This window comes from Pseudomonas sp. TH07 (assembly GCF_016651285.1).
GTDB lineage: Bacteria > Pseudomonadota > Gammaproteobacteria > Pseudomonadales > Pseudomonadaceae > Aquipseudomonas.
Genome location: NZ_JAEKED010000001.1, coordinates 3,888,097 through 3,907,476 on the forward strand (window position 1 = coordinate 3,888,097; position 19,380 = coordinate 3,907,476).

Below are 19,380 nucleotides of genomic sequence, written 5' to 3' on the forward strand. Positions count from 1 at the left end.
TGTTTGTCTGGCGTTTGGCCAATCCTCTTTTCTTTCCTGAAAATCCCTTCTGACCAGCGGTCACAATCGCGACTTGCGAAAATTTATTATGAGAATAATATTCTGTTCGTAATATTCGGAGGCAACGATGAACGATAAAAAAGCTCAAACCCGAGAACGCATTCTCCAGGCCGCCAGTTCGGCGTTGATCCAGCGCGGCCCGGCCGAACCGAGCGTGGGCGAAGTCATGGGCGCTGCCGGGCTGACGGTGGGTGGTTTCTACGCCCATTTCGAAAGCAAGGACGCGCTGATGCTCGAAGCCTTCACCCAGTTGCTGGCCCAGCGTCGGGGACTGATTGCCGATATGGACAGCGAACTGACCGGTGAGGAACGGCGTGCCCTGGTCGCAGCGTTTTACCTGTCGCGCAAGCACCGCGATTCCACCGAGCAGGCCTGCCCGATCCCGGCTTCGATCGGTGAGCTGGGGCGCCTGCCTGATGAATTCCGCAAGGCCCTCAATGAGCATGTGGAGTTGATGGTCGCGCAGCTGGCGTCCAGCCCTGAAGACACGGATAAGGCTCTGGCGGATATGGCCCTGATGATTGGCGGCCTGGCCATGGCGCGGGCCCTGGGCCCGGGTGAGTTGTCGGATCGATTGCTGCGCGCCGCCAAATCGGCGGTGCTCTGACCCGGGCCGTCCTGGCCTGAGGAGATGAACCATGAGCGGGTTGGGCTGGATTCGAAGCGTTAATGGCACCTTGGGGCATGTGGCCCCGCAATTGATTGCCAGGAAGATGCGGCAGGTGTTCATGACGCCCCGCGAGCGCCCGCCACGGGCCTGGGAGTTGCCGTTGCTGGCGCGGGCCGAGCGCATCACCCTGCGTTTCGGGCTTTCGGCGTTGCGCTGGGGTGAAGGCCCGACGGTGTTGCTGATGCACGGTTGGGAAGGGCGGCCGACGCAATTTGCCAGCTTGATCGAGGCCCTGGTGGCTGCAGGCTATACGGTGGTGGCGCTGGACGGCCCGGCCCATGGTCGCTCCCCGGGGAACGAAGCGCACGTCGTGCTGTTCGCCCGCGCCATGCTCGAGGCCGCGGCGGAGTTGCCGCCCCTGCGGGCCGTTATCGGTCATTCCATGGGCGGTGCCAGTGCCATGCTCGCGGTGCAATTGGGCCTGCGTACCGAGACCCTGGTCAGCATTTCGGCGCCCGCGCGTATTCTCGACCTGCTGCGCGGGTTTGCACGCTACATGGGTATGCCGCCACGGGCGCGCTCGGCGTTTATCCATGAAGTCGAGCAGAAGGTGGGCATGCGCGCCGCCGCCCTCGATGTGGCGCACTACCAATTGGACATGCCCGGGCTGATCGTGCACGCCGAGGATGATCACTTCGTTGCGGTGCAGGAGTCGGAGCTGATCCATCAAGCCTGGTTTGACAGCCGCCTGCTGCGCCTGGAAGAGGGTGGTCATCAGCGGGTACTGGCCGACCCGCGGGTGATCGATGGCGTGCTGTCGCTGGTCACCGGTCGTCGCCTGCCGGCGCGGCAATCCGCCTGAGCATCCGGTACACTGCCCCGGTCAAAAAAACTGACCGGGAGTGAGGCATGGGCTGGGATCTGGCAACGCCATTTATCATTGATCTGCAGGTGGATGCACAAGACATCGACGGCTTGGGCCACGCCAATAATGCGGTGTATGTCAGTTGGCTGGAGCGTTGCGCCTGGCGCCACTCCCAGCGCCTGGGCCTGGACCTGGTCGAGTACCGGCGGCTGGACCGGGCCATGGCCGTGGTCCGGCATGAAATCGATTACCTGGCCGCCGCCTACGAAGGCGACGAGCTGCAATTGGCGACCTGGATCGTCGATTGGGACCAGCGCCTGAAAATGACCCGTCGCTTCCAGCTGATCCGCCCCAGCGACAACACCACCTTGTTGCGCGCCCAGACCACCTTTGTCTGCATCGAGCTTTCCAGCGGCAAGCCAAAGCGCATGCCAGCGGAGTTTCTCGAAGGCTACGGGCCGGCCTTGCAGGCGGGTTGAGAGCGGAGCGTTCTGTCAGCCCAAACACCTGCTGGTGTGCGAAACCCAGTAAACTGCCGCACGTTTTTTTGCCCGTGTTTTTCGTTGAGTGTGATTCATGCAAATTGCTTTGGCGCCCATGGAGGGGTTGGTCGACAACATCCTGCGCGATGTACTGACCCGAGTCGGCGGTATCGACTGGTGCGTGACCGAGTTCATCCGGGTCAATGATCGCCTGCTGACCCCGGCCTATTTCCACAAACTCGCGCCTGAATTGCTGCACGGTGCCCGTACCGCTGCGGGGGTGCCGTTGCGTGTGCAATTGCTCGGCTCCGATCCGGTGTGCCTGGCGGAAAACGCGGCGTTGGCCTGTGAGTTGGGTTCCGAGGTCATCGACCTCAACTTCGGCTGCCCGGCCAAGACCGTGAACAAGTCCCGGGGCGGCGCGGTGCTGCTCAAGGAGCCCGAGTTGCTCAATGAAATCGTCGAGCATGTACGGCGTGCCGTGCCGGCCCATATCCCGGTTACCGCCAAGATGCGCCTGGGTTTCGACAGCCCGGACGGTGCCCTGGTCTGCGCCACGGCCCTGGCCGAAGGCGGTGCGGCGCATATCGTGGTGCACGCGCGGACCAAGGCTGACGGCTACAAGCCGCCCGCGCACTGGGAGTGGATCCCGCGGGTGCAGGAAGTGGTCAAGGTGCCGGTGTTCGCCAATGGTGATATCTGGAGCGTCGAAGACTGGCGGCGTTGCCGCGAAATCAGCGGCGTCGAGGACATCATGCTCGGCCGTGGCCTGGTCTCGCGCCCTGACCTGGCCCGGCAGATCGCCGCAGCGCGGGCTGGAGAAGAGGTGGTGGAAATGTCCTGGGCCGAGTTGCAGCCACTGCTCCAGGATTTCTGGGCCCAGGCCGTGGCGCAACTGACCCCGCGCTCGGCGCCGGGGCGTCTGAAGCAATGGCTGGCGATGCTCACGCGCAATTATCCGGAGGCGGTCGAGCTGTTCACGGCCATGCGCCGGGAAACCGATCTGGATCAGGTCGGGCGTCTGCTGGGTGTCCAGGGCAGCGCCGCCGCCTGAAAATTTTTTCAAGAAAAACCTCTTGAAATGCCTGCCTCCATCCCTATCTCTTGGGTACGCGATGCCGAATTCGGGTCGCGGAGATAACCACTCGCTGAACTAATCAGGAGATACCCATGAGTACTGCATTTTCTTTGGCTCCACTGTTCCGTTCCTCTGTTGGCTTCGACCGTTTCAATGACCTGTTCGAGTCGGCGTTGCGCAACGAGCCGGGCAGCAGCTACCCGCCCTACAACGTCGAGAAACGTGCGGATGACCAGTACCGTATCGTGATCGCGGCGGCCGGTTTCCAGGAAGAAGACCTGGAGCTGCAAGTTGAAAAAGGCGTGTTGACCGTAAGCGGTGGCAAGCGTGATGCCGATGACAGTGTCACCTACCTGCATCAGGGCATTGCCCAGCGGGCGTTCAAGTTGTCGTTCCGCCTGGCCGACCACATCGAGGTCAAGGCTGCCGGCCTGAGCAACGGCTTGTTGAATATCGACCTGCTGCGCACCGTGCCGGAAGAGGCCAAGCCAAAACGCATCCCGATCAATGGGGTACAGCAAGCAGCCCTGCAAAACTGAGGCGGCGAGCTGGGAGGGGGCGCGTCGCCGTCACTTAAACGCTGATCCAACACGCCCCTTCGACAAAAAAGGCTCCGACTTGTTCGGGGCCTTTTTTATGGCTTTGGTGTTCTGTTTGAAGGGGATTGTCCGCACCAGCAGGCGATTGCCGTGCAAGGTCAGTGGGGCGGTTCTAGCGCGATCTGGGCACCGCAGGCGGCTGAGGCGCTGCTTGGAAGGCCTAGCGCAGCATCAGCCGCAGGTCCTTGAGCGGCAGCGGCCGACTGTGCAGGTAGCCCTGGTACAGATGGCAGTCGAGGCCCTGGAGGAATTCCAGTTGTTGTGGGGTTTCCACGCCCTCGGCGATCACCTTGAGTTGCAGGCTGCGGGCCATGGCCACGATGGCGCGGATGATTTCCGCGTCGTTCGGGTCGTGGGTGGCGTCGCGGACGAAGGATTGGTCGATCTTCAGCGTGTCCACCGGCAGGCGCTTGAGGTAGGTCAGGGAGGAGTAGCCGGTGCCGAAGTCATCCATCGCGAAGCTGATGCCGAGTTTTTTCAGGCGGCGCATCTTGCTGATGGTGTCTTCCAGGTTCTGGATCACGATGCCTTCGGTGATTTCCAGTTTCAGCAGCGAAGCGGGCAACTGGTAGTGGGCCAGGCAGTACTCGATGCGCTCGACAAAGTCGTTCTGGCGAAACTGCCGGGGGCTGATGTTCACGCACAGGCTGAAATCCAGCGGGTCGATCAGCCCTTCGTTGATCAACTGGCTGAAGGCCAGGCAGGCTTCGTCGAGAATCCAGGTGCCGACTTCAAGGATCAGCCCGCTGTCTTCCAGGACCTTGATGAATTCCGTGGGCGATTGGGCACCCAATTCCGGGTGCTGCCAGCGCACCAGGGCTTCGGCGCCGACAATCCGGTTGTCGCGGGCATCCACCTGGGGCTGGAAGTGCACACTGAACTCCCCCCGTGACAGGGCCAGGCGCAGGTCGGTTTCCATGCGCAGCCGCTCGCTGGCCGCCTTTTGCATGGTGTTGTGGAACATCTGGGTGGTGTTGCGCCCCGAATCCTTGGCTCGGTACAGGGCGATGTCGGCGCGCTTGAGCAGGTCGGTAGGGGTCGAGCCGTGGTCGGGAATCAGCGCAATGCCAATGCTCGGCGTGACTTGCAGGCGCTGGCCGTCGAGGAACATCGGCTCGGACAGCAGCTCGCGCAAGGTATCGGCCAGCTCGCGGACCTGTTCGGTGACGGCGCTGCGGGTGCCGTCCAGGCCACTGAGCAGCACCACGAACTCGTCGCCGCCCAGGCGCGCCACGGTGTCCTCCATGCGCACGCTGGCCTCAAGGCGTGCAGTGATGATCTTCAGCACGGTGTCGCCCACCGGGTGGCCGAGGGAGTCATTGATGTGCTTGAAGTGGTCGAGGTCGAGAAACAGCAGCGCACCGCGCAGGTTGTGGCGCTTGAGCAGGGCGATCTGCTGGCTCAGGCGATCCATCAGCAGGGCGCGGTTGGGCAGGTTGGTCAGCGGGTCGTGGTAGGCCAGGTGGCGGATCTGCGCCTGGGCATTCTTCAGCAGGCTGACATCCCGTGCCGTCAGCAGCAGGCAATCGGTTTCATTGAGGGTGATGGGTTCGACCGACACTTCCAGGGTGATGATTTCCCCGCGTTTGTTGCGTCCGAGCATTTCCAGATGGTGCACCCGGCCCTTGAGTTGCAACTCGGCCATCAGCATCGCCAACTGCCCGCCGTCGGCCCAGATCGCGACTTGATACAGGGTGTGGCCGAGTACCTCCTCCGTGCGGTAGCCGGTCAGGCGGCAGAAGCCGTCGTTGACCTCCAGGTACCGCCCGCTCTCGCGCTCGCAGATGATGATGGCGTCGGGGCTGGAGTGGAACGCCTTGGCGAATTTCTCTTCACTGGCCTTGAGGGCCGCCTCCGAGCGCTGCTGCTGGGTGATGTCGCGCAGGGTGGTGACGATGCAGGGCTGCTTGTCGACGGTGATCTGGCGGCTGGAAATGATGCAGGTCAGGGACTGGCCGTTCTTGTGCCGCACCACCACTGCAACGTTGTTCAATGCCTGTTCGCGGATGACTTGTTCGACCCGTTGCAGGCGTTGTGCGGAATCTTCCCAGAGGCCTATCTGCTCGGCGCTGCGGCCGATCACTTCGTCGACGGTCCAGCCGAAGGCCTGGGTGAAGCTGGAATTGATCTCGATGAATTGCCCGGTGGCCAGCAAGGTCACGCAGATCGGGTCGGGGCTGACCTGAAACAGGCTGGCGAACTTCTCTTCCGAGGTCACCAGGCGCTGCTCGCGCTCGACCTGTTCGGTGATGTCGAGCAGGGTCCCGGCCATGCGCAACGGGTTGCCCGCATCATCACGGTAGAGGCGCGCGCGGCTTTCGAGGTAGCGCGAGCTGCCGTCCTCCAGTTGCACCCGGTAGGTCAGCTGATAATTGCCGGCCGGGCCTTCGCGCAGGCTGCGATAGGCGTTGCGCATGCTGTCGCGCTCTTCGTCGGGCACGCCTTCGAAAAACGCGTCGAATGACTCGTGAAAGGGCGCGGGGTCCAGGCCGTGCAACTGGGCGGCCCGCGCCGAACCGTAGAGCATGCCGCTGGGAATGTGCCAGTCCCAGGTGCCGAGCTGGGCCGAATCCAGGGCCAGGTCCAGGCGTTCCTGGCTGTCCTTGAGGGCCTGTTCGGCGCGTTTGCGCTCGCTGGTGTCGAGGAAAGTGCTGAGCAGATAGGCCTGCCCCTCCAGCTCGACCTTCTGTGCGCTGAGAATGCCATCGTGAATCTGCCCGTTGCTGGCGCACAACTGGACTTCAAGGCTCGCGGCCCGGCCCTTTTTCAACACGGCCTTGATCAGTTGCACCCGCTGCTCGGGGTTGACCCATAGGCCGATTTCCACGGTGGTGCGACCAATCACGGTGTGCGCCGGCCAGCCGAACAGGCTTTCGAAGTATTGATTGGCCTCGCTGATCAGGCCGTCTTCCAGGCGGGTCAGCAGCACCATGTTGGGGCATAGATGAAACAGCGTGGCAAAACGCTTTTCCGAGCTGCTGAGGGCTTGCTCCCGTTGACGCTGGTGGGTGATCTCTCGAATCACCCCGATCATTCGGGGCTTGCCGTTTTTGTCCGGGAGCACGCTGCCGTTGATTTCCAGCCAGTGCAGGCTGCCATCGGGCCAGCGGATGCGGTGGTGCATGGCGTGTTCCAGCGGCGCGCCGGCCAGTACCGAGTGGAAGGCGCGGACGGTCTTGGCGCGATCTTCGGGGGGCAGCAGGTCGAGGTATTCCAGGTCCTTGGGCAGTGGCTGGCGGGGGTCGAAGCCAAACAGCGCCTGGGTGCCCCGCGACCAGCTGATTTGCCCGCTTTCGATGTCCCAATACCAGGCGCCCAGGCGTGCGCCATTGAGTGCAGCCAGCAATTGCGGTGCACTCTCCCAGCTTTGCTCCGACTCACGAGGGTCAAGCGCATGGACACGCGGCATGGGGGGCATACGGTCGGCGGGTTTGGGCATTGGCTGCGGGCCTTGGGCTGAATAGGGCGTTTGGCGCGGGAAGCTCAAAGTATTAAAGGGTAGGCACAGATTATTGCCGGGGTTCTTGTGCCTGACTCCCTGGCCAATCGATTTGTGCATCCAATAAGGCCATGAAAGCCCGCGCAGCGTTCGACAGCGTCCGTTCGGTGTGCAGGATATAGCCTAGCTGGCGAGTGAGCTGTATGCCCGGTAAAGGGATGCGCGCCACCTGATCGTCGAGCATGGTGCGCGGCAGCACGCTCCAGGCCAGGCCGATGGACACCATCATTTTTATAGTTTCCAGATAGTTAGTGCTCATGGCGATGTTCGGCGTCAGCCCCTGGGCTTCGAACAGGCGCTGCACGATATGGTGGGTAAAGGTATTGCCGCCGGGGAAAACCGCCGGGTGCAAGGCAATGTCCGCCAGGCTGACCTGGCCATTACTGACCAGCGGGTGCTCGGGCGCGGCGACGAAATCCAGCGGGTCGTCCCATACCGGCTTGGCCTTGACCAACGCATGGGGCTCGGGGGCCAGGGTGATGACCGCCAGTTCGGCGCGGCCATGGAGGATTTCTTCGTAGGCCACTTCCGAGTCGAGAAACTGGATATCCAGGGCCACGTCCGGGTATTTCCGGGTAAAGGCCCGCAGCAGCGGCGGCAGGCGGTGCAGGCCGATGTGGTGGCTGGTGGCCAGGGTCAGGCGCCCGGTGACTTCGCCGGTAAGGTTGGTCAGCGCCCGGCGCGTGTCATCCAGTACGTTGAGAATCTGATAAGCCCGTGGCAGCAGGGCGCGCCCGGCCTCGGTCAGGCCCACTTCACGACCCAGGCGATCGAACAGCCGGACCTTGAGTTGCTGCTCCAGCCCGGCAATACGTTTGCTGATGGCTGGTTGAGTCAGATGCAGCCGTTCGCCTGCCCCGGAGAAACTGCCGGTCTCGGCGATGGCAATAAAAGCATTGAGGTTGGCCAGGTCCATGTTCGTATTCCAGTTGGTTATCCAAAGCATAAAAAATATGAATTTGAGTTATTTAATGTAACGCCATAGCATCAGCCTCACAAGCCAAGGGGTTATTGATTGGGTGTCAGCAATGACCCGCGGCATAGAAACAAGCTGATGAGGAAACGTCTGATGGCCGGCAAAACGCTCTACGACAAGCTCTGGGATTCGCATTTGGTCAAACAGCGCGACGATGGTTCGGCGCTGATCTATATCGATCGTCACATCATCCACGAAGTGACTTCGCCGCAAGCCTTCGAAGGCCTGCGTCTGGCCGGGCGCAAGCCTTGGCGCATCGATGCCAACATCGCCACCCCGGACCACAACGTACCCACCACGCCTGAGCGCAAAGGCGGGATCGAAGCGATTGCCGACCAGGTCTCGCGCTTGCAGGTTCAGACCCTTGATGACAACTGTGACGAATACGGCATTGTCGAATTCAAGATGAACGACGTGCGCCAGGGCATCGTCCACGTGATCGGCCCGGAGCAGGGTGCAACCTTGCCGGGCATGACCGTGGTCTGCGGCGACTCCCATACCTCGACCCACGGCGCCTTCGGTGCCCTGGCCCACGGTATCGGCACCTCCGAGGTCGAGCATGTGCTCGCCACGCAGTGCCTGGTCGCCAAGAAAATGAAAAACATGCTGGTGTCCGTTGAAGGCACCTTGCCCTTTGGCGTGACCGCCAAGGACATCGTGCTCGCGGTGATCGGCAAGATCGGCACCGCCGGCGGTAACGGCCATGCCATCGAGTTCGCCGGCAGCGCGATCCGTGACCTGTCCGTCGAAGGCCGCATGACCATCTGCAACATGTCCATCGAAGCCGGCGCCCGTGTGGGTCTGGTGGCGGCGGACGAAAAGACCGTGGAATACGTCAAGGGCCGCCCGTTTGCACCCAAGGGCGCCGAATGGGACCTGGCCGTCGAAGCCTGGAAAGACCTGGTGTCCGATGCCGACGCCACCTTCGACACCGTGGTCGAACTCGACGCTGCGCAGATCAAGCCGCAAGTCAGCTGGGGCACTTCCCCGGAAATGGTTCTGGCCGTGGATCAGAACGTGCCGGACCCGGCCAAGGAAATGGACCTGGTCAAGCGCGACTCCATTGTCCGCGCCTTGAAATACATGGGTTTGACCGCCAATCAGGCGATCACCGACATTCAGTTGGACCGTGTATTCATCGGCTCCTGCACCAACTCGCGCATCGAAGACTTGCGCGCCGCCGCCGTGATCGCCAAAGGCCGCAAAGTGGCCTCGACCATCAAGCAAGCCATCGTGGTGCCGGGCTCGGGTCTGGTGAAGGCTCAAGCCGAATCGGAAGGGCTGGACAAGATTTTCCTCGAGGCCGGCTTTGAATGGCGCGAGCCGGGCTGCTCGATGTGCCTGGCAATGAACCCGGACCGTTTGGAGTCGGGCGAGCACTGTGCATCGACCTCCAACCGCAACTTCGAAGGCCGTCAGGGCGCCGGTGGTCGTACCCACCTGGTGAGCCCGGCCATGGCCGCCGCCGCCGCAGTGAACGGTCGCTTCATCGACGTCCGTGAATTGACCCAGGGAGCGCAGTAATCATGAGAGCTTTTACCCAGCACACTGGTCTTGTCGCGCCTTTGGACCGTGCCAACGTCGACACCGACCAGATCATCCCCAAGCAGTTCTTGAAGTCCATCAAGCGCACCGGCTTCGGCCCGAACCTGTTCGATGAGTGGCGTTACCTGGATGTGGGGCAACCGTATCAGGACAACTCCAAGCGTCCCTTGAACAAGGATTTCGTGCTCAACGCCGAGCGATACCAGGGTGCCAGTGTGTTGCTGGCCCGGGAGAACTTCGGCTGCGGCTCGAGCCGCGAGCACGCGCCCTGGGCCCTGGAAGAGTACGGTTTCCGCAGCATCATCGCGCCCAGCTATGCCGACATCTTCTTCAACAACAGCTTCAAGAACGGCTTGCTGCCGATCATCTTGAGCGACGCTGAAGTCGACGAACTGTTCCAGCAAGTGGAGGCCACCCCCGGCTACCAGTTGCAGGTCGACCTGCAAGCCCAGACCGTGACCCGTCCTGACGGCAAGGTCTTGAACTTCGAGATCGATGCGTTCCGCAAGCACTGCCTGCTCAACGGTCTGGACGACATTGGCCTGACCCTGCAGGACGGCGATGCGATTGCGACGTTCGAAGCCAAGCATCGCGCCAGCCAGCCCTGGTTGTTTCGCGACGCCTGAGCCGAACCCCGGTAGTCATCCGTCGAGTACTGTCACGTCGCTGCCTGCGCCCATGCGCAGGCAGCACTGCCACCGGTATCGACCGAAAATTCATAGTCTGAACCCGGCAACATCTTCCCAAAGGACTTCATCATGACCAGCAACGCCCATAGCCAAGTCGTGCAAAAGCAATTCGGTGAACAGGCCTCGGCCTATCTGAGCAGTGCCGTGCACGCTCAAGGCACCGAGTTCGCCCTGCTGCAATCGGCACTGGCGGGGCAGGGCGCTGCGCGCTTGCTGGACCTGGGCTGTGGCGCCGGTCATGTGAGTTTTCATGTGGCGCCGCTGGTCAGGGAAGTGGTGGCCTACGACCTCTCGCAGCAGATGCTGGATGTGGTGGCGGGGGCGGCAGTGGACCGTGGCCTGGGCAATATCAGCACCGTGCGGGGCGCCGCCGAGCGCCTGCCGTTTGCCGATGGCGAGTTCGACTTTGTCTTCAGCCGCTACTCGGCGCACCATTGGAGCGATCTCGGCCTGGCCCTGCGCGAAGTGCGTCGGGTGCTGAAACCCGGTGGCGTCGCGGCCTTTATCGATGTGATGTCGCCGGGCAGCCCGCTGTTCGACACTTACCTGCAAAGCGTCGAAGTGCTGCGCGATACCAGCCATGTGCGCGATTATTCGGCGGGTGAGTGGCTGCACCAGGTCAGCGAGGCGGGGTTGCATACACGCAGTACCACGCGCCAGCGCCTGCGTCTTGAGTACAACTCCTGGGTCGAGCGCATGCGCACGCCGCAGGAGCTGCGGGTTGCCATTCGCCAGTTGCAGCAAGCCATGGGCAACGAAGTGCGCGATTATTTTGAGATTGAGGCCGATGGTTCGTTCAGTACAGATGTACTGGTGCTGTGGGCCGAGCGATAACATTTTCCCGGGTGTGCCCGCGGGCACGCCGACAGAGCAAACGAGGAACGCATGAGCAAGCAGATTCTGATTCTCCCCGGTGACGGTATCGGCCCGGAAATCATGGCCGAGGCGGTCAAGGTCCTGAACCTGGCCAATGACAAGTACAACCTGGGTTTCGAACTGAGCCACGACGTGATCGGCGGCGCGGCCATCGACCAGCATGGCGTACCCCTGGCGGACGAAACCCTGGAGCGTGCCCGCGCTGCGGACGCAGTCCTGCTGGGCGCCGTGGGCGGTCCGAAATGGGACAAGATCGAGCGTGATATCCGCCCTGAGCGCGGCCTGCTGAAAATCCGTGCCCAGCTGGGCCTGTTCGGCAACCTGCGTCCGGCGATCCTCTACCCGCAACTGGCCGATGCGTCGAGCCTGAAGCCGGAGATCGTTTCCGGTCTCGACATTCTCATCGTGCGCGAGCTGACCGGCGGTATCTACTTCGGCGCGCCACGGGGCACGCGCACGCTGGAAAACGGCGAGCGTCAGTCCTACGACACTCTGCCGTACAGCGAGAGTGAAATCCGCCGTATCGCCCGGGTCGGTTTCGACATGGCCCGTGTGCGCGGCAAGAAGCTGTGCTCGGTGGACAAGGCCAACGTCCTGGCATCCAGCCAGCTGTGGCGTGAAGTGGTCGAGCAAGTGGCCAAGGATTACCCGGACGTCGAACTGAGCCACATGTACGTGGACAACGCGGCCATGCAACTGGTGCGCGCGCCGAAGCAATTCGACGTGATCGTCACCGACAACATGTTCGGCGACATCCTGTCCGACGAAGCGTCGATGCTCACCGGTTCCATCGGCATGCTGCCGTCGGCATCCCTGGATGCCAATAACAAGGGCATGTACGAGCCATGCCACGGTTCGGCGCCGGATATCGCCGGGCAGGGCATTGCCAACCCGTTGGCGACCATTCTGTCGGTGTCGATGATGCTGCGTTACAGCTTCAATCTGCACGACGCGGCGGCTGCCATCGAGCAGGCCGTGAGCCTGGTGCTGGATCAAGGTTTGCGCACCGGTGACATCTGGTCTGCCGGTTGCGAGAAGGTAGGTACGCAGGAAATGGGCGATGCAGTAGTCGCCGCGCTGCGGAATCTGTAATCTTTCGGGCCCACCGCTCAGACGGTGGCCCACTTTTGTATAGGTGTAGTTGCGATGAAACGTGTAGGTCTGATCGGTTGGCGCGGTATGGTCGGTTCCGTGCTCATGCAGCGGATGCTGGAAGAGCAAGACTTCGACCTTATTGAGCCGGTGTTTTTCACCACCTCCAATGTCGGCGGCCAAGGCCCGTCCGTGGGCAAGGACATTGCCCCGCTCAAGGACGCGTACAGCATTGAAGAGCTGAAAACCCTCGACGTGATTCTGACCTGCCAGGGTGGCGACTACACCAGCGAAGTATTCCCCAAGCTGCGCGAAGCCGGCTGGCAGGGTTACTGGATCGATGCCGCGTCCAGCCTGCGCATGCAGGATGACGCGGTCATCGTCTTGGATCCGGTCAACCGCCGGGTCATCGACCAGCAGTTGGACGCCGGGACCAAGAACTACATCGGCGGCAACTGCACCGTCAGCCTGATGCTGATGGGCCTGGGCGGCCTGTTCGAAGCCGGCCTGGTGGAGTGGATGAGCGCCATGACCTATCAGGCGGCCTCCGGTGCTGGCGCGCAGAACATGCGTGAGCTGATCAAGCAGATGGGCGCCACCCACGCGGCGGTCGCCGATCAACTGGCCGACCCGGCCAGTGCGATCCTCGACATCGATCGGCGTGTGGCCGAAGCCATGCGCAGCGATGCCTACCCGACCGAGAACTTCGGCGTGCCATTGGCCGGCAGCCTTATCCCGTGGATCGACAAGGAACTGCCGAACGGCCAGAGCCGCGAAGAGTGGAAGGCCCAGGCCGAGACCAACAAGATCCTCGGTCGCTTCAAGAGCCCGATCCCGGTGGACGGCATCTGCGTGCGGATCGGCGCCATGCGCTGCCACAGTCAGGCGCTGACCATCAAACTCAACAAAGACGTACCGATCGCCGATATCGAAGGGCTGATCAGCCAGCACAACCCTTGGGTCAAGCTGGTGCCCAATCAGCGTGATATCAGCATGCAGGAGCTGAGCCCGACCAAGGTCACCGGCACCCTGAACATTCCGGTAGGACGCCTGCGCAAGCTGAACATGGGTTCGCAGTTCCTCGGCGCGTTCACCGTGGGTGACCAACTGCTGTGGGGCGCGGCCGAACCGCTTCGTCGCATGCTGCGGATCCTGCTGGAGCGTTGATCGGCTGATGGTCTGAACGAGCCCGTGCCTTGCAAGAGGTACGGGCTTTTTCTTGGCGCCGACAGTCGGCTTCCTTTCAATAACGCCCAAACCGGGCACGCCGTGGCCCGCGGGCGAATTGCCTCGCCCCCATGCGCCGGGTAAAGTGCCGCTCCCCACGTTTCGCCAGAGGTAGCACCATGAACCAGTCCTTTGATATCGCCGTTGTCGGCGCCACCGGTACTGTCGGCGAAACCCTCGTCCAGATTCTCGAAGAACGCGATTTTCCGGTCGGCAATCTGCACCTGTTGGCCAGCAGCGAGTCCGCCGGGCATTCGGTGCCGTTTCGCGGCAAGAACGTGCGTGTGCGTGAAGTCGACGAGTTTGATTTCAGCAAAGTGCAGATCGTGTTTTTTGCCGCCGGCCCGGCGGTGACCCTGAGCTTCGCCCCGCGCGCCAGTGCGGCCCAGTGCACGGTGATCGACCTGTCCGGTGCGTTGCCGTCGGCCCAGGCGCCGAATGTGGTGCCCGAGGCCAATGCCCAGGTGTTGGCCGGCTTGCAGAAGCCGGTGCAACTGAGCAGCCCGAGCGCTTCGGCGACCTCGCTGGCGGTGGTGCTGGCGCCCCTGGTGGGTTTGCTCGATCTGCAGCGGGTCAACCTGACAGCGAGCCTGGCGGTATCCAGCCAGGGGCGCGAAGCCGTGACGGAGCTGGCACGCCAGACCGCCGAACTGCTCAACGTGCGCCCGCTGGAGCCGCGCTTTTTCGATCGGCAGATGGCCTTCAATCTATTGGCCCAGGTCGGTACGCCTGATGCCCAGGGCCATACCCTGCTGGAAAAACGCCTGGTTCGAGAGCTGCGTGAGGTCCTGGGACAACCTTTGTTAAAGATTTCTGTCACTTGCGTTCAAGCCCCGGTGTTTTTTGGCGATAGCTATAGCGTGACCCTGCAGTCAGGCCGCGCCATCGACCTGGCAGCGGTCAATGCGGCGCTGGAGTCCGCGCCGGGTGTCGAGTTGGTGGAAGCCGGCGATTATCCGACAGCGGTAGGTGATGCGGTCGGACAAGACGTGGTGTATGTCGGCCGGGTGCGTACGGGGGTCGATGACCCAGCGGAACTTAATCTGTGGCTGACGTCAGATAACGTACGCAAAGGCGCTGCGCTCAATGCGGTGCAGTTGGCTGAGTTGTTGATAAAAGACCTTCTGTAAAAGATACTTGGCGACAATTTGCAGAATGAATCTAGCCGGGCGCTATGCTTGGCTGGTTTGCTGGAGGTGAGCTACCGTCAGGTGCTTCCAAGGGCATGAGTAAATAATCGCGCGCAATGGCTATTCAAGGCCGCGCGCAGTGCCTTACGGCAGTTGCTACAACACCTTCTCGCTGGCCGAGGAATGTTCAGACAAAGGAAGAGGCTATGGTTCAAGTTCGCAAACTGGTGTTAGCAATAGCGGCCGCATCGGCGCTGTCCTCCGGTATGGCGCATGCGCTTGGGCTCGGGGAGCTGACGCTGAAGTCGACTCTGAACCAGCCTTTGGTAGCAGAAATCGAACTGCTGGATGTCAAGGATCTCACCGCGGCCGAAGTGGTCCCCAGCCTGGGTTCGGCAGATGATTTCGCCAAGGCCGGTGTCGACCGCCAGGCCTTCCTCAACGATCTGAGTTTTACCCCGGTCATCAATGCCAGCGGCAAAAGTGTCTTGCGCGTCACGTCGAGCAAGCCGCTGTCCGAGCCGATGGTCAAGTTTCTGGTGCAGGTGATGTGGCCCAACGGTCGCCTGCTGCGGGATTACAGCGTGTTGCTGGATCCGTCGAAATTCTCCGCACAAACCGCCGAAGCCGCCGCCAAGCCTGCTCCTGCAGTGGCTGCGGTGCGGGCGCCGGTCACTGCGGCCAGCAAGCCTGCGCAATACACCACCTCGGCCCGCGATACCCTGTGGGAAATCGCTGCCAAGGCCCGCAACGGCGGTTCGGTGCAGCAGACCATGCTGGCGATCCAGGCGCTGAACCCGGACGCCTTTATCGATGGCAACATCAATCGCCTGAAAACCGGCAAGGTCCTGCGCCTGCCTGATCCGGTGCAGAGCACCAGCTTGCCGCAGCCCCAGGCGATCGCCGAAGTGGCCGCGCAAAATGCTGCCTGGCGCCAGGGCCGTCGCTCCGCGACACGTGGACAGCAGCAACTGGATGCCACTCGTCGTGGCGGCGGCGACAAGGTGGCCGGGCAGGGGCCAGCCAAAGACAGCCTGAGCCTGGTCTCTGCCGACTCCGCCAAGGGGCGTGGCAAAGGCGCGGCCGGGGACAGCAAGGATTTGAGCAACAAACTGGCGGTCACCCAGGAAAGCCTGGATACCACCCGCCGCGACAATGCCGAGCTGAAAAGCCGCATGACCGATCTGCAAAGCCAGCTGGATAAGCTGCAACGCCTGATCGAGTTGAAAAACAATCAATTGGCCAAACTCGAAGCTGAAGGCGCAGCCAAGCCTGCAGCCGCTGCGGCAGTGCCGCCGGCCATGCCCGCAGAATTGGTGGCCAAGCCTGAAGCTCCAGCAGTTGCTGCAACCCCGGTGACCGATCCGGCCCCGGTTGTCGCCGCCGCTGCCGCTCCCGACGCTACCCCGGTGGTGGCTCAGGAGCCCAAGTCCGATGACGCCACGTTCAACGAGCTGCTGACCAATCCGATCCTGCTGGGTCTGGTAGGGGGCGGCGCGGTTCTGGTCCTGCTGTTGCTGTTGCTTCTGGCGCGCCGTCGCAAGGCCCAGCAGGAAGCGGAAAAGCATTTGCGCATGGCCCGGGCCTTGTCTGAAGAGAATGACATCACCACCGAGGAGCTGGATCTGCCGGAAAGCAGCTTCGAAGGCCTGGAAGTGCCTGCGCCGAGCGTCAAGCTGGCGGTCGCCCCAGTACCTGCTCCGGCGCCTGCGCCAGTTGTGGCGCCGGTCGCAGTGGTAGCCCCTGTGGTGGCTGCTGCGGTTGAACATCCGACCGATGTGCTGGAGCAGGCGCAGAACCATATCAATGCCGGACGCCTGAATCAGGCCGCTGAGCTGCTTGAAGAAGCGGTCAAGCTGGAGCCGCAGCGCAGCGAATTGCGTCTGAAACTGATGGAGGTCTACGGCCTCCAGGGCGATCGGAGTGCCTTTGTTGCTCAAGAGCGGCAGTTGGTGGCCAATGGCAAGAACCACGCGGAAGTCGAGCAACTCAAGAGCCGTTTCCCGGCGATGGTGGTTGCGGCAGCAGCGGCTGCGGGCCTGGGCGCGGCGGCAGTGGCTGCGGAGTTGGATGCCGAATACGTCAAGGAGCTGTTGCAGGATGAGCCTCCGGCGCCGATTGCCGAGCTGCCAATCGAAGGTTTTGATGCTGATTTCGATCTGAGCCTGGACGATCTGGAAGCGGCCTCGCCGGCTGTGGTTGCGGCAGAGCCGGTCCTGGACGAGTTCCCGCTGGATGATGACCTGAGTTTCGAATCGGTGCTGCAACAGCAGACCGAGGCCAAGGAAAGCCTGGACGATCTGTCGGACTTCGACCTGGACCTGGGCGAAGACTTGCCGGCGACGGCTCAGAGTGACGAGGATTTCCTGTTGAGCCTGGAGGACGATCTCAAGGATCTGCCGCTGGGTGAGGTGCCTACGATCACCGAAGCACCACTGGATGATCTGGATCTGCCGGCCGACTTCGATCTGTCGCTGGCCGACGAGATGGATGCCCAGCCCGAGCCCAAGGATGCATTCGCTTCCGAGCTGGACGATGTCAACGCCGAGTTGGATCGTTTGTCTCAGAGCCTGGAGCAGCCGGCCGTAGCCGAGCCTACTTTTACGGCTGAAGACGCGGCGGTCGGCATGGACGAGGGCGATTTCGATTTCCTCTCCGGCACCGACGAAGTAGCCACCAAGCTGGACCTGGCCCAGGCCTACATCGATATGGGTGATAACGACGGCGCCCGGGATATTCTCGGCGAAGTGATCACCGAAGGCAGCGATGGCCAGAAAAACGAAGCCAAGGAAATGCTGACGCGTCTGGCTTGATCGACGCTGAGGTCCAAATAAAACGGCAGCCCTTGAGGCTGCCGTTTTCGTTTGTGCTTCGGCTTGGGCGCTTGCCTGCAATGGCCATCTGGCCGGTGCAAGGCGTTGCTTGCAGCGGTTTCAGGTAAGCAGGTCTTCGTAGAATGCGCCGAAGGGCCGGGTAGGGTGGGCGATCTGGATCTCCAGGATCCACAGGCCGACGTTCGGGCACTCGTCGAAATCTCCCAGATCGCCCGCGCGGTAGATCGCGTGGGGAAAGTCGCTGACGCGATGGCCCTTGATGTCCAGGTTCAGCACCCAGCCCATGGCGCTCGCCTGCTCTTCGGCGTAGCGGTAGAGTTCGGGGCCGGCCAACTGGTGGTTCTTCCAGTGGTCGTGCACGCGGTCGAACAGGGTTTTGGCCGCCGCCGCGCAGGCCTGCATCTCGGGGTCGTTGCCGGTGGTAAAGGTGGCACCGGAGTCGCCCTCGTGGCGATCCCAGACTACCCCCAGGTCAATAAAGAAAATATCGTTCTGCCCCAGCCTGGGATCGCCTTCGGAGCGTTGCTTGAAGGTCTTCAGGGTGTTTTCGCCAAAGCGAATCAGCAGCGGGTGCCAGATCCGCTCCATGCTCAGGTCCTTGAGAATCGCCAGTCCCAGCTCCCGGGCCTCTGATTCGAGCATGCCCGGCGTGATGCGCCTGGCCATCTCGGCTATCGCTTCCCAGGTCATGCGTTTGGCGTGGAGCATGCCTTCAAGGCTGTACGCCAGGCCCACGGCTTCTTTGCTTGTGGCGGTCATTCATCAGGTCTCGGTCGGGTGGGTCTTTTATAATTCGTTATATATTTATCTATATAGCGATTACCTGGGTGGCGATGCAATCCCATTAGGTGTGGCCTGGGCGGAAGATCGATCTGCAACTAAAAGCCGGTGGCGCATGGCGTCTGCTTCCGGCGGCCTTATAATGGCCGCCTTTGCGTACATCAGCGGGCTGTAAGTTCTTGGCAAATATAGATAACGCGGCCGCCGAAATGGCGGCCGCAGGCTTTTTCAGAATCGCCCTGGGTGTTGAATACAAGGGTTCGCGCTATCGCGGCTGGCAGCGGCAGTCGTCCGGCGTGCCCACCGTGCAGGAAACCCTGGAGAAGGCCCTGTCCAAGGTGGCCGACTCCCCGGTAGTGCTGTCCTGCGCCGGACGTACCGATGCGGGCGTGCATGCCTGCGGGCAGGTGGTGCATTTCGACACCCAGGCCGAGCGCTCGCTCAAGGCATGGGTCATGGGCGCTAACATCAATTTGCCCCATGACGTCAGCGTCAGTTGGGCCCAGGTCATGCCGGCGCATTTTCATGCGCGCTTCAAGGCCATTGCCCGGCGTTATCGCTATGTGATCTACAACGATCAGATCCGCCCGGCCCACCTCAACGAAGAAGTCACCTGGAACCACCGCCCGTTGGATGTCGAACGCATGGCCGAGGCTGCGCGCTACCTGGTGGGCACCCATGACTTCAGCGCCTTCCGTGCCGGACAGTGCCAGGCCAAGTCGCCGATCAAGGAAATTCACCATCTGCGGGTTACCCGGCACGGCAAGATGATCGTCCTGGATATCCGTGCCAGCGCCTTTCTGCATCATATGGTGCGCAATATTGCCGGCGTGTTGATGACCATTGGCGCGGGTGAGCGTCCCGTGGAGTGGGCCGGGGAGGTGCTGGAGAGCCGCATTCGGCGTACTGGCGGGGTTACGGCGCACCCGTTCGGGCTGTATCTGGTGCAGGTCGAGTACCGGGATGAGTTCAAACTGCCGGAGCGATACATCGGGCCACATTTCCTCACCGGTTTCACCGAACTTGACGGCTGACGCT

16 protein-coding genes are annotated in these 19,380 nt (G+C 62.1%); 13 read left to right on the forward strand and 3 right to left on the reverse strand.

Features of this window, described 5'->3' with window-relative positions; translation table 11 throughout:
- Positions 1 to 127 precede the first annotated feature (127 nt).
- From JFU57_RS18075 to JFU57_RS18095, 5 genes are all read left to right on the forward strand, one after another.
- Positions 128 to 667 carry a TetR/AcrR family transcriptional regulator gene (locus tag JFU57_RS18075; protein WP_078471260.1) on the forward strand — a complete coding sequence of 180 codons (540 nt, stop codon included), beginning with the start codon at positions 128 to 130 and terminating at the stop codon, positions 665 to 667.
- A gap of 31 nt (positions 668 to 698) precedes the next feature.
- Positions 699 to 1,532, forward strand: coding sequence for an alpha/beta fold hydrolase (locus JFU57_RS18080; RefSeq protein WP_201130272.1), 834 nt, complete (start codon positions 699 to 701; stop codon positions 1,530 to 1,532).
- Positions 1,533 to 1,579: 47 nt separating this feature from the next.
- Positions 1,580 to 2,014, forward strand: a complete 435-nt coding sequence (locus tag JFU57_RS18085; protein WP_020297820.1) for an acyl-CoA thioesterase — start codon at positions 1,580 to 1,582, stop codon at positions 2,012 to 2,014.
- Positions 2,015 to 2,111: 97 nt separating this feature from the next.
- Positions 2,112 to 3,071 (forward strand): tRNA dihydrouridine synthase, encoded by a 960-nt coding sequence (locus JFU57_RS18090; RefSeq protein ID WP_201130273.1) that lies wholly within the window; start codon positions 2,112 to 2,114, stop codon positions 3,069 to 3,071.
- Between the two features lie 116 nt (positions 3,072 to 3,187).
- Positions 3,188 to 3,634, forward strand: a complete 447-nt coding sequence (locus tag JFU57_RS18095; protein WP_020297822.1) for an Hsp20 family protein — start codon at positions 3,188 to 3,190, stop codon at positions 3,632 to 3,634.
- Positions 3,635 to 3,854: 220 nt separating this feature from the next.
- Here the strand turns inward: JFU57_RS18095 and JFU57_RS18100 are convergent, their stop codons facing one another.
- Both JFU57_RS18100 and JFU57_RS18105 read right to left on the reverse strand, forming a co-directional pair.
- Entirely contained in the window at positions 3,855 to 7,133 is a 3,279-nt protein-coding gene (locus JFU57_RS18100; RefSeq protein ID WP_078471263.1) for a sensor domain-containing protein, read from the reverse strand.
- Positions 7,134 to 7,203: 70 nt separating this feature from the next.
- The gene (locus JFU57_RS18105; protein WP_078471264.1) at positions 7,204 to 8,109 is read right to left on the reverse strand and encodes a LysR family transcriptional regulator; all 906 of its coding nucleotides are present in this window, start codon (positions 8,107 to 8,109) and stop codon (positions 7,204 to 7,206) included.
- A gap of 153 nt (positions 8,110 to 8,262) precedes the next feature.
- Between JFU57_RS18105 and leuC the strand changes: the two genes are divergently transcribed.
- The 7 genes from leuC to JFU57_RS18140 all read left to right on the forward strand — a co-directional run bounded on the left by leuC (position 8,263) and on the right by JFU57_RS18140 (position 17,541).
- Complete coding sequence (leuC, locus tag JFU57_RS18110) at positions 8,263 to 9,693, forward strand: 3-isopropylmalate dehydratase large subunit (protein WP_020297825.1); 1,431 nt, start codon at positions 8,263 to 8,265, stop codon at positions 9,691 to 9,693.
- Between the two features lie 2 nt (positions 9,694 to 9,695).
- Entirely contained in the window at positions 9,696 to 10,340 is a 645-nt protein-coding gene (gene leuD / locus JFU57_RS18115; protein ID WP_020297826.1) for a 3-isopropylmalate dehydratase small subunit, read from the forward strand.
- 132 nt (positions 10,341 to 10,472) lie between these two features.
- Positions 10,473 to 11,237, forward strand: coding sequence for a class I SAM-dependent methyltransferase (locus JFU57_RS18120; RefSeq protein ID WP_078471265.1), 765 nt, complete (start codon positions 10,473 to 10,475; stop codon positions 11,235 to 11,237).
- Between the two features lie 51 nt (positions 11,238 to 11,288).
- Positions 11,289 to 12,371 carry a 3-isopropylmalate dehydrogenase gene (leuB, locus tag JFU57_RS18125; protein ID WP_078471266.1) on the forward strand — a complete coding sequence of 361 codons (1,083 nt, stop codon included), beginning with the start codon at positions 11,289 to 11,291 and terminating at the stop codon, positions 12,369 to 12,371.
- 54 nt (positions 12,372 to 12,425) lie between these two features.
- Positions 12,426 to 13,538 (forward strand): aspartate-semialdehyde dehydrogenase, encoded by a 1,113-nt coding sequence (asd, locus tag JFU57_RS18130; protein ID WP_020297829.1) that lies wholly within the window; start codon positions 12,426 to 12,428, stop codon positions 13,536 to 13,538.
- A 179-nt stretch (positions 13,539 to 13,717) separates the two neighbouring features.
- A complete protein-coding gene (locus JFU57_RS18135) occupies positions 13,718 to 14,728 on the forward strand; it encodes an aspartate-semialdehyde dehydrogenase (RefSeq protein WP_078471267.1) in 1,011 nt (336 codons plus the stop codon).
- 206 nt (positions 14,729 to 14,934) lie between these two features.
- On the forward strand, positions 14,935 to 17,541 hold the full coding sequence (locus JFU57_RS18140; RefSeq protein ID WP_201130274.1) for a FimV family protein: 2,607 nt from the start codon (positions 14,935 to 14,937) through the stop codon (positions 17,539 to 17,541).
- A 120-nt stretch (positions 17,542 to 17,661) separates the two neighbouring features.
- Here JFU57_RS18140 and JFU57_RS18145 read toward each other — a convergent pair whose 3' ends face one another.
- A complete protein-coding gene (locus JFU57_RS18145; RefSeq protein ID WP_201130275.1) occupies positions 17,662 to 18,321 on the reverse strand; it encodes a M24 family metallopeptidase in 660 nt (219 codons plus the stop codon).
- Positions 18,322 to 18,551: 230 nt separating this feature from the next.
- Between JFU57_RS18145 and truA the strand changes: the two genes are divergently transcribed.
- Positions 18,552 to 19,376, forward strand: coding sequence for a tRNA pseudouridine(38-40) synthase TruA (truA, locus tag JFU57_RS18150; RefSeq protein ID WP_201132144.1), 825 nt, complete (start codon positions 18,552 to 18,554; stop codon positions 19,374 to 19,376).
- Positions 19,377 to 19,380 lie beyond the last annotated feature (4 nt).

Coding starts and splice junctions, on each gene's coding strand:
- JFU57_RS18075 (WP_078471260.1), top strand. CDS start 128: ATGAACGATAAAAAAGCTCAAACCCGAGAACGCATTCTCCAGGCCGCC.
- JFU57_RS18080 (WP_201130272.1), top strand. CDS start 699: ATGAGCGGGTTGGGCTGGATTCGAAGCGTTAATGGCACCTTGGGGCAT.
- JFU57_RS18085 (WP_020297820.1), top strand. CDS start 1,580: ATGGGCTGGGATCTGGCAACGCCATTTATCATTGATCTGCAGGTGGAT.
- JFU57_RS18090 (WP_201130273.1), top strand. CDS start 2,112: ATGCAAATTGCTTTGGCGCCCATGGAGGGGTTGGTCGACAACATCCTG.
- JFU57_RS18095 (WP_020297822.1), top strand. CDS start 3,188: ATGAGTACTGCATTTTCTTTGGCTCCACTGTTCCGTTCCTCTGTTGGC.
- JFU57_RS18100 (WP_078471263.1), bottom strand. CDS start 7,133: ATGCCCAAACCCGCCGACCGTATGCCCCCCATGCCGCGTGTCCATGCG.
- JFU57_RS18105 (WP_078471264.1), bottom strand. CDS start 8,109: ATGGACCTGGCCAACCTCAATGCTTTTATTGCCATCGCCGAGACCGGC.
- leuC (WP_020297825.1), top strand. CDS start 8,263: ATGGCCGGCAAAACGCTCTACGACAAGCTCTGGGATTCGCATTTGGTC.
- leuD (WP_020297826.1), top strand. CDS start 9,696: ATGAGAGCTTTTACCCAGCACACTGGTCTTGTCGCGCCTTTGGACCGT.
- JFU57_RS18120 (WP_078471265.1), top strand. CDS start 10,473: ATGACCAGCAACGCCCATAGCCAAGTCGTGCAAAAGCAATTCGGTGAA.
- leuB (WP_078471266.1), top strand. CDS start 11,289: ATGAGCAAGCAGATTCTGATTCTCCCCGGTGACGGTATCGGCCCGGAA.
- asd (WP_020297829.1), top strand. CDS start 12,426: ATGAAACGTGTAGGTCTGATCGGTTGGCGCGGTATGGTCGGTTCCGTG.
- JFU57_RS18135 (WP_078471267.1), top strand. CDS start 13,718: ATGAACCAGTCCTTTGATATCGCCGTTGTCGGCGCCACCGGTACTGTC.
- JFU57_RS18140 (WP_201130274.1), top strand. CDS start 14,935: ATGGTTCAAGTTCGCAAACTGGTGTTAGCAATAGCGGCCGCATCGGCG.
- JFU57_RS18145 (WP_201130275.1), bottom strand. CDS start 18,321: ATGACCGCCACAAGCAAAGAAGCCGTGGGCCTGGCGTACAGCCTTGAA.
- truA (WP_201132144.1), top strand. CDS start 18,552: ATGGCGGCCGCAGGCTTTTTCAGAATCGCCCTGGGTGTTGAATACAAG.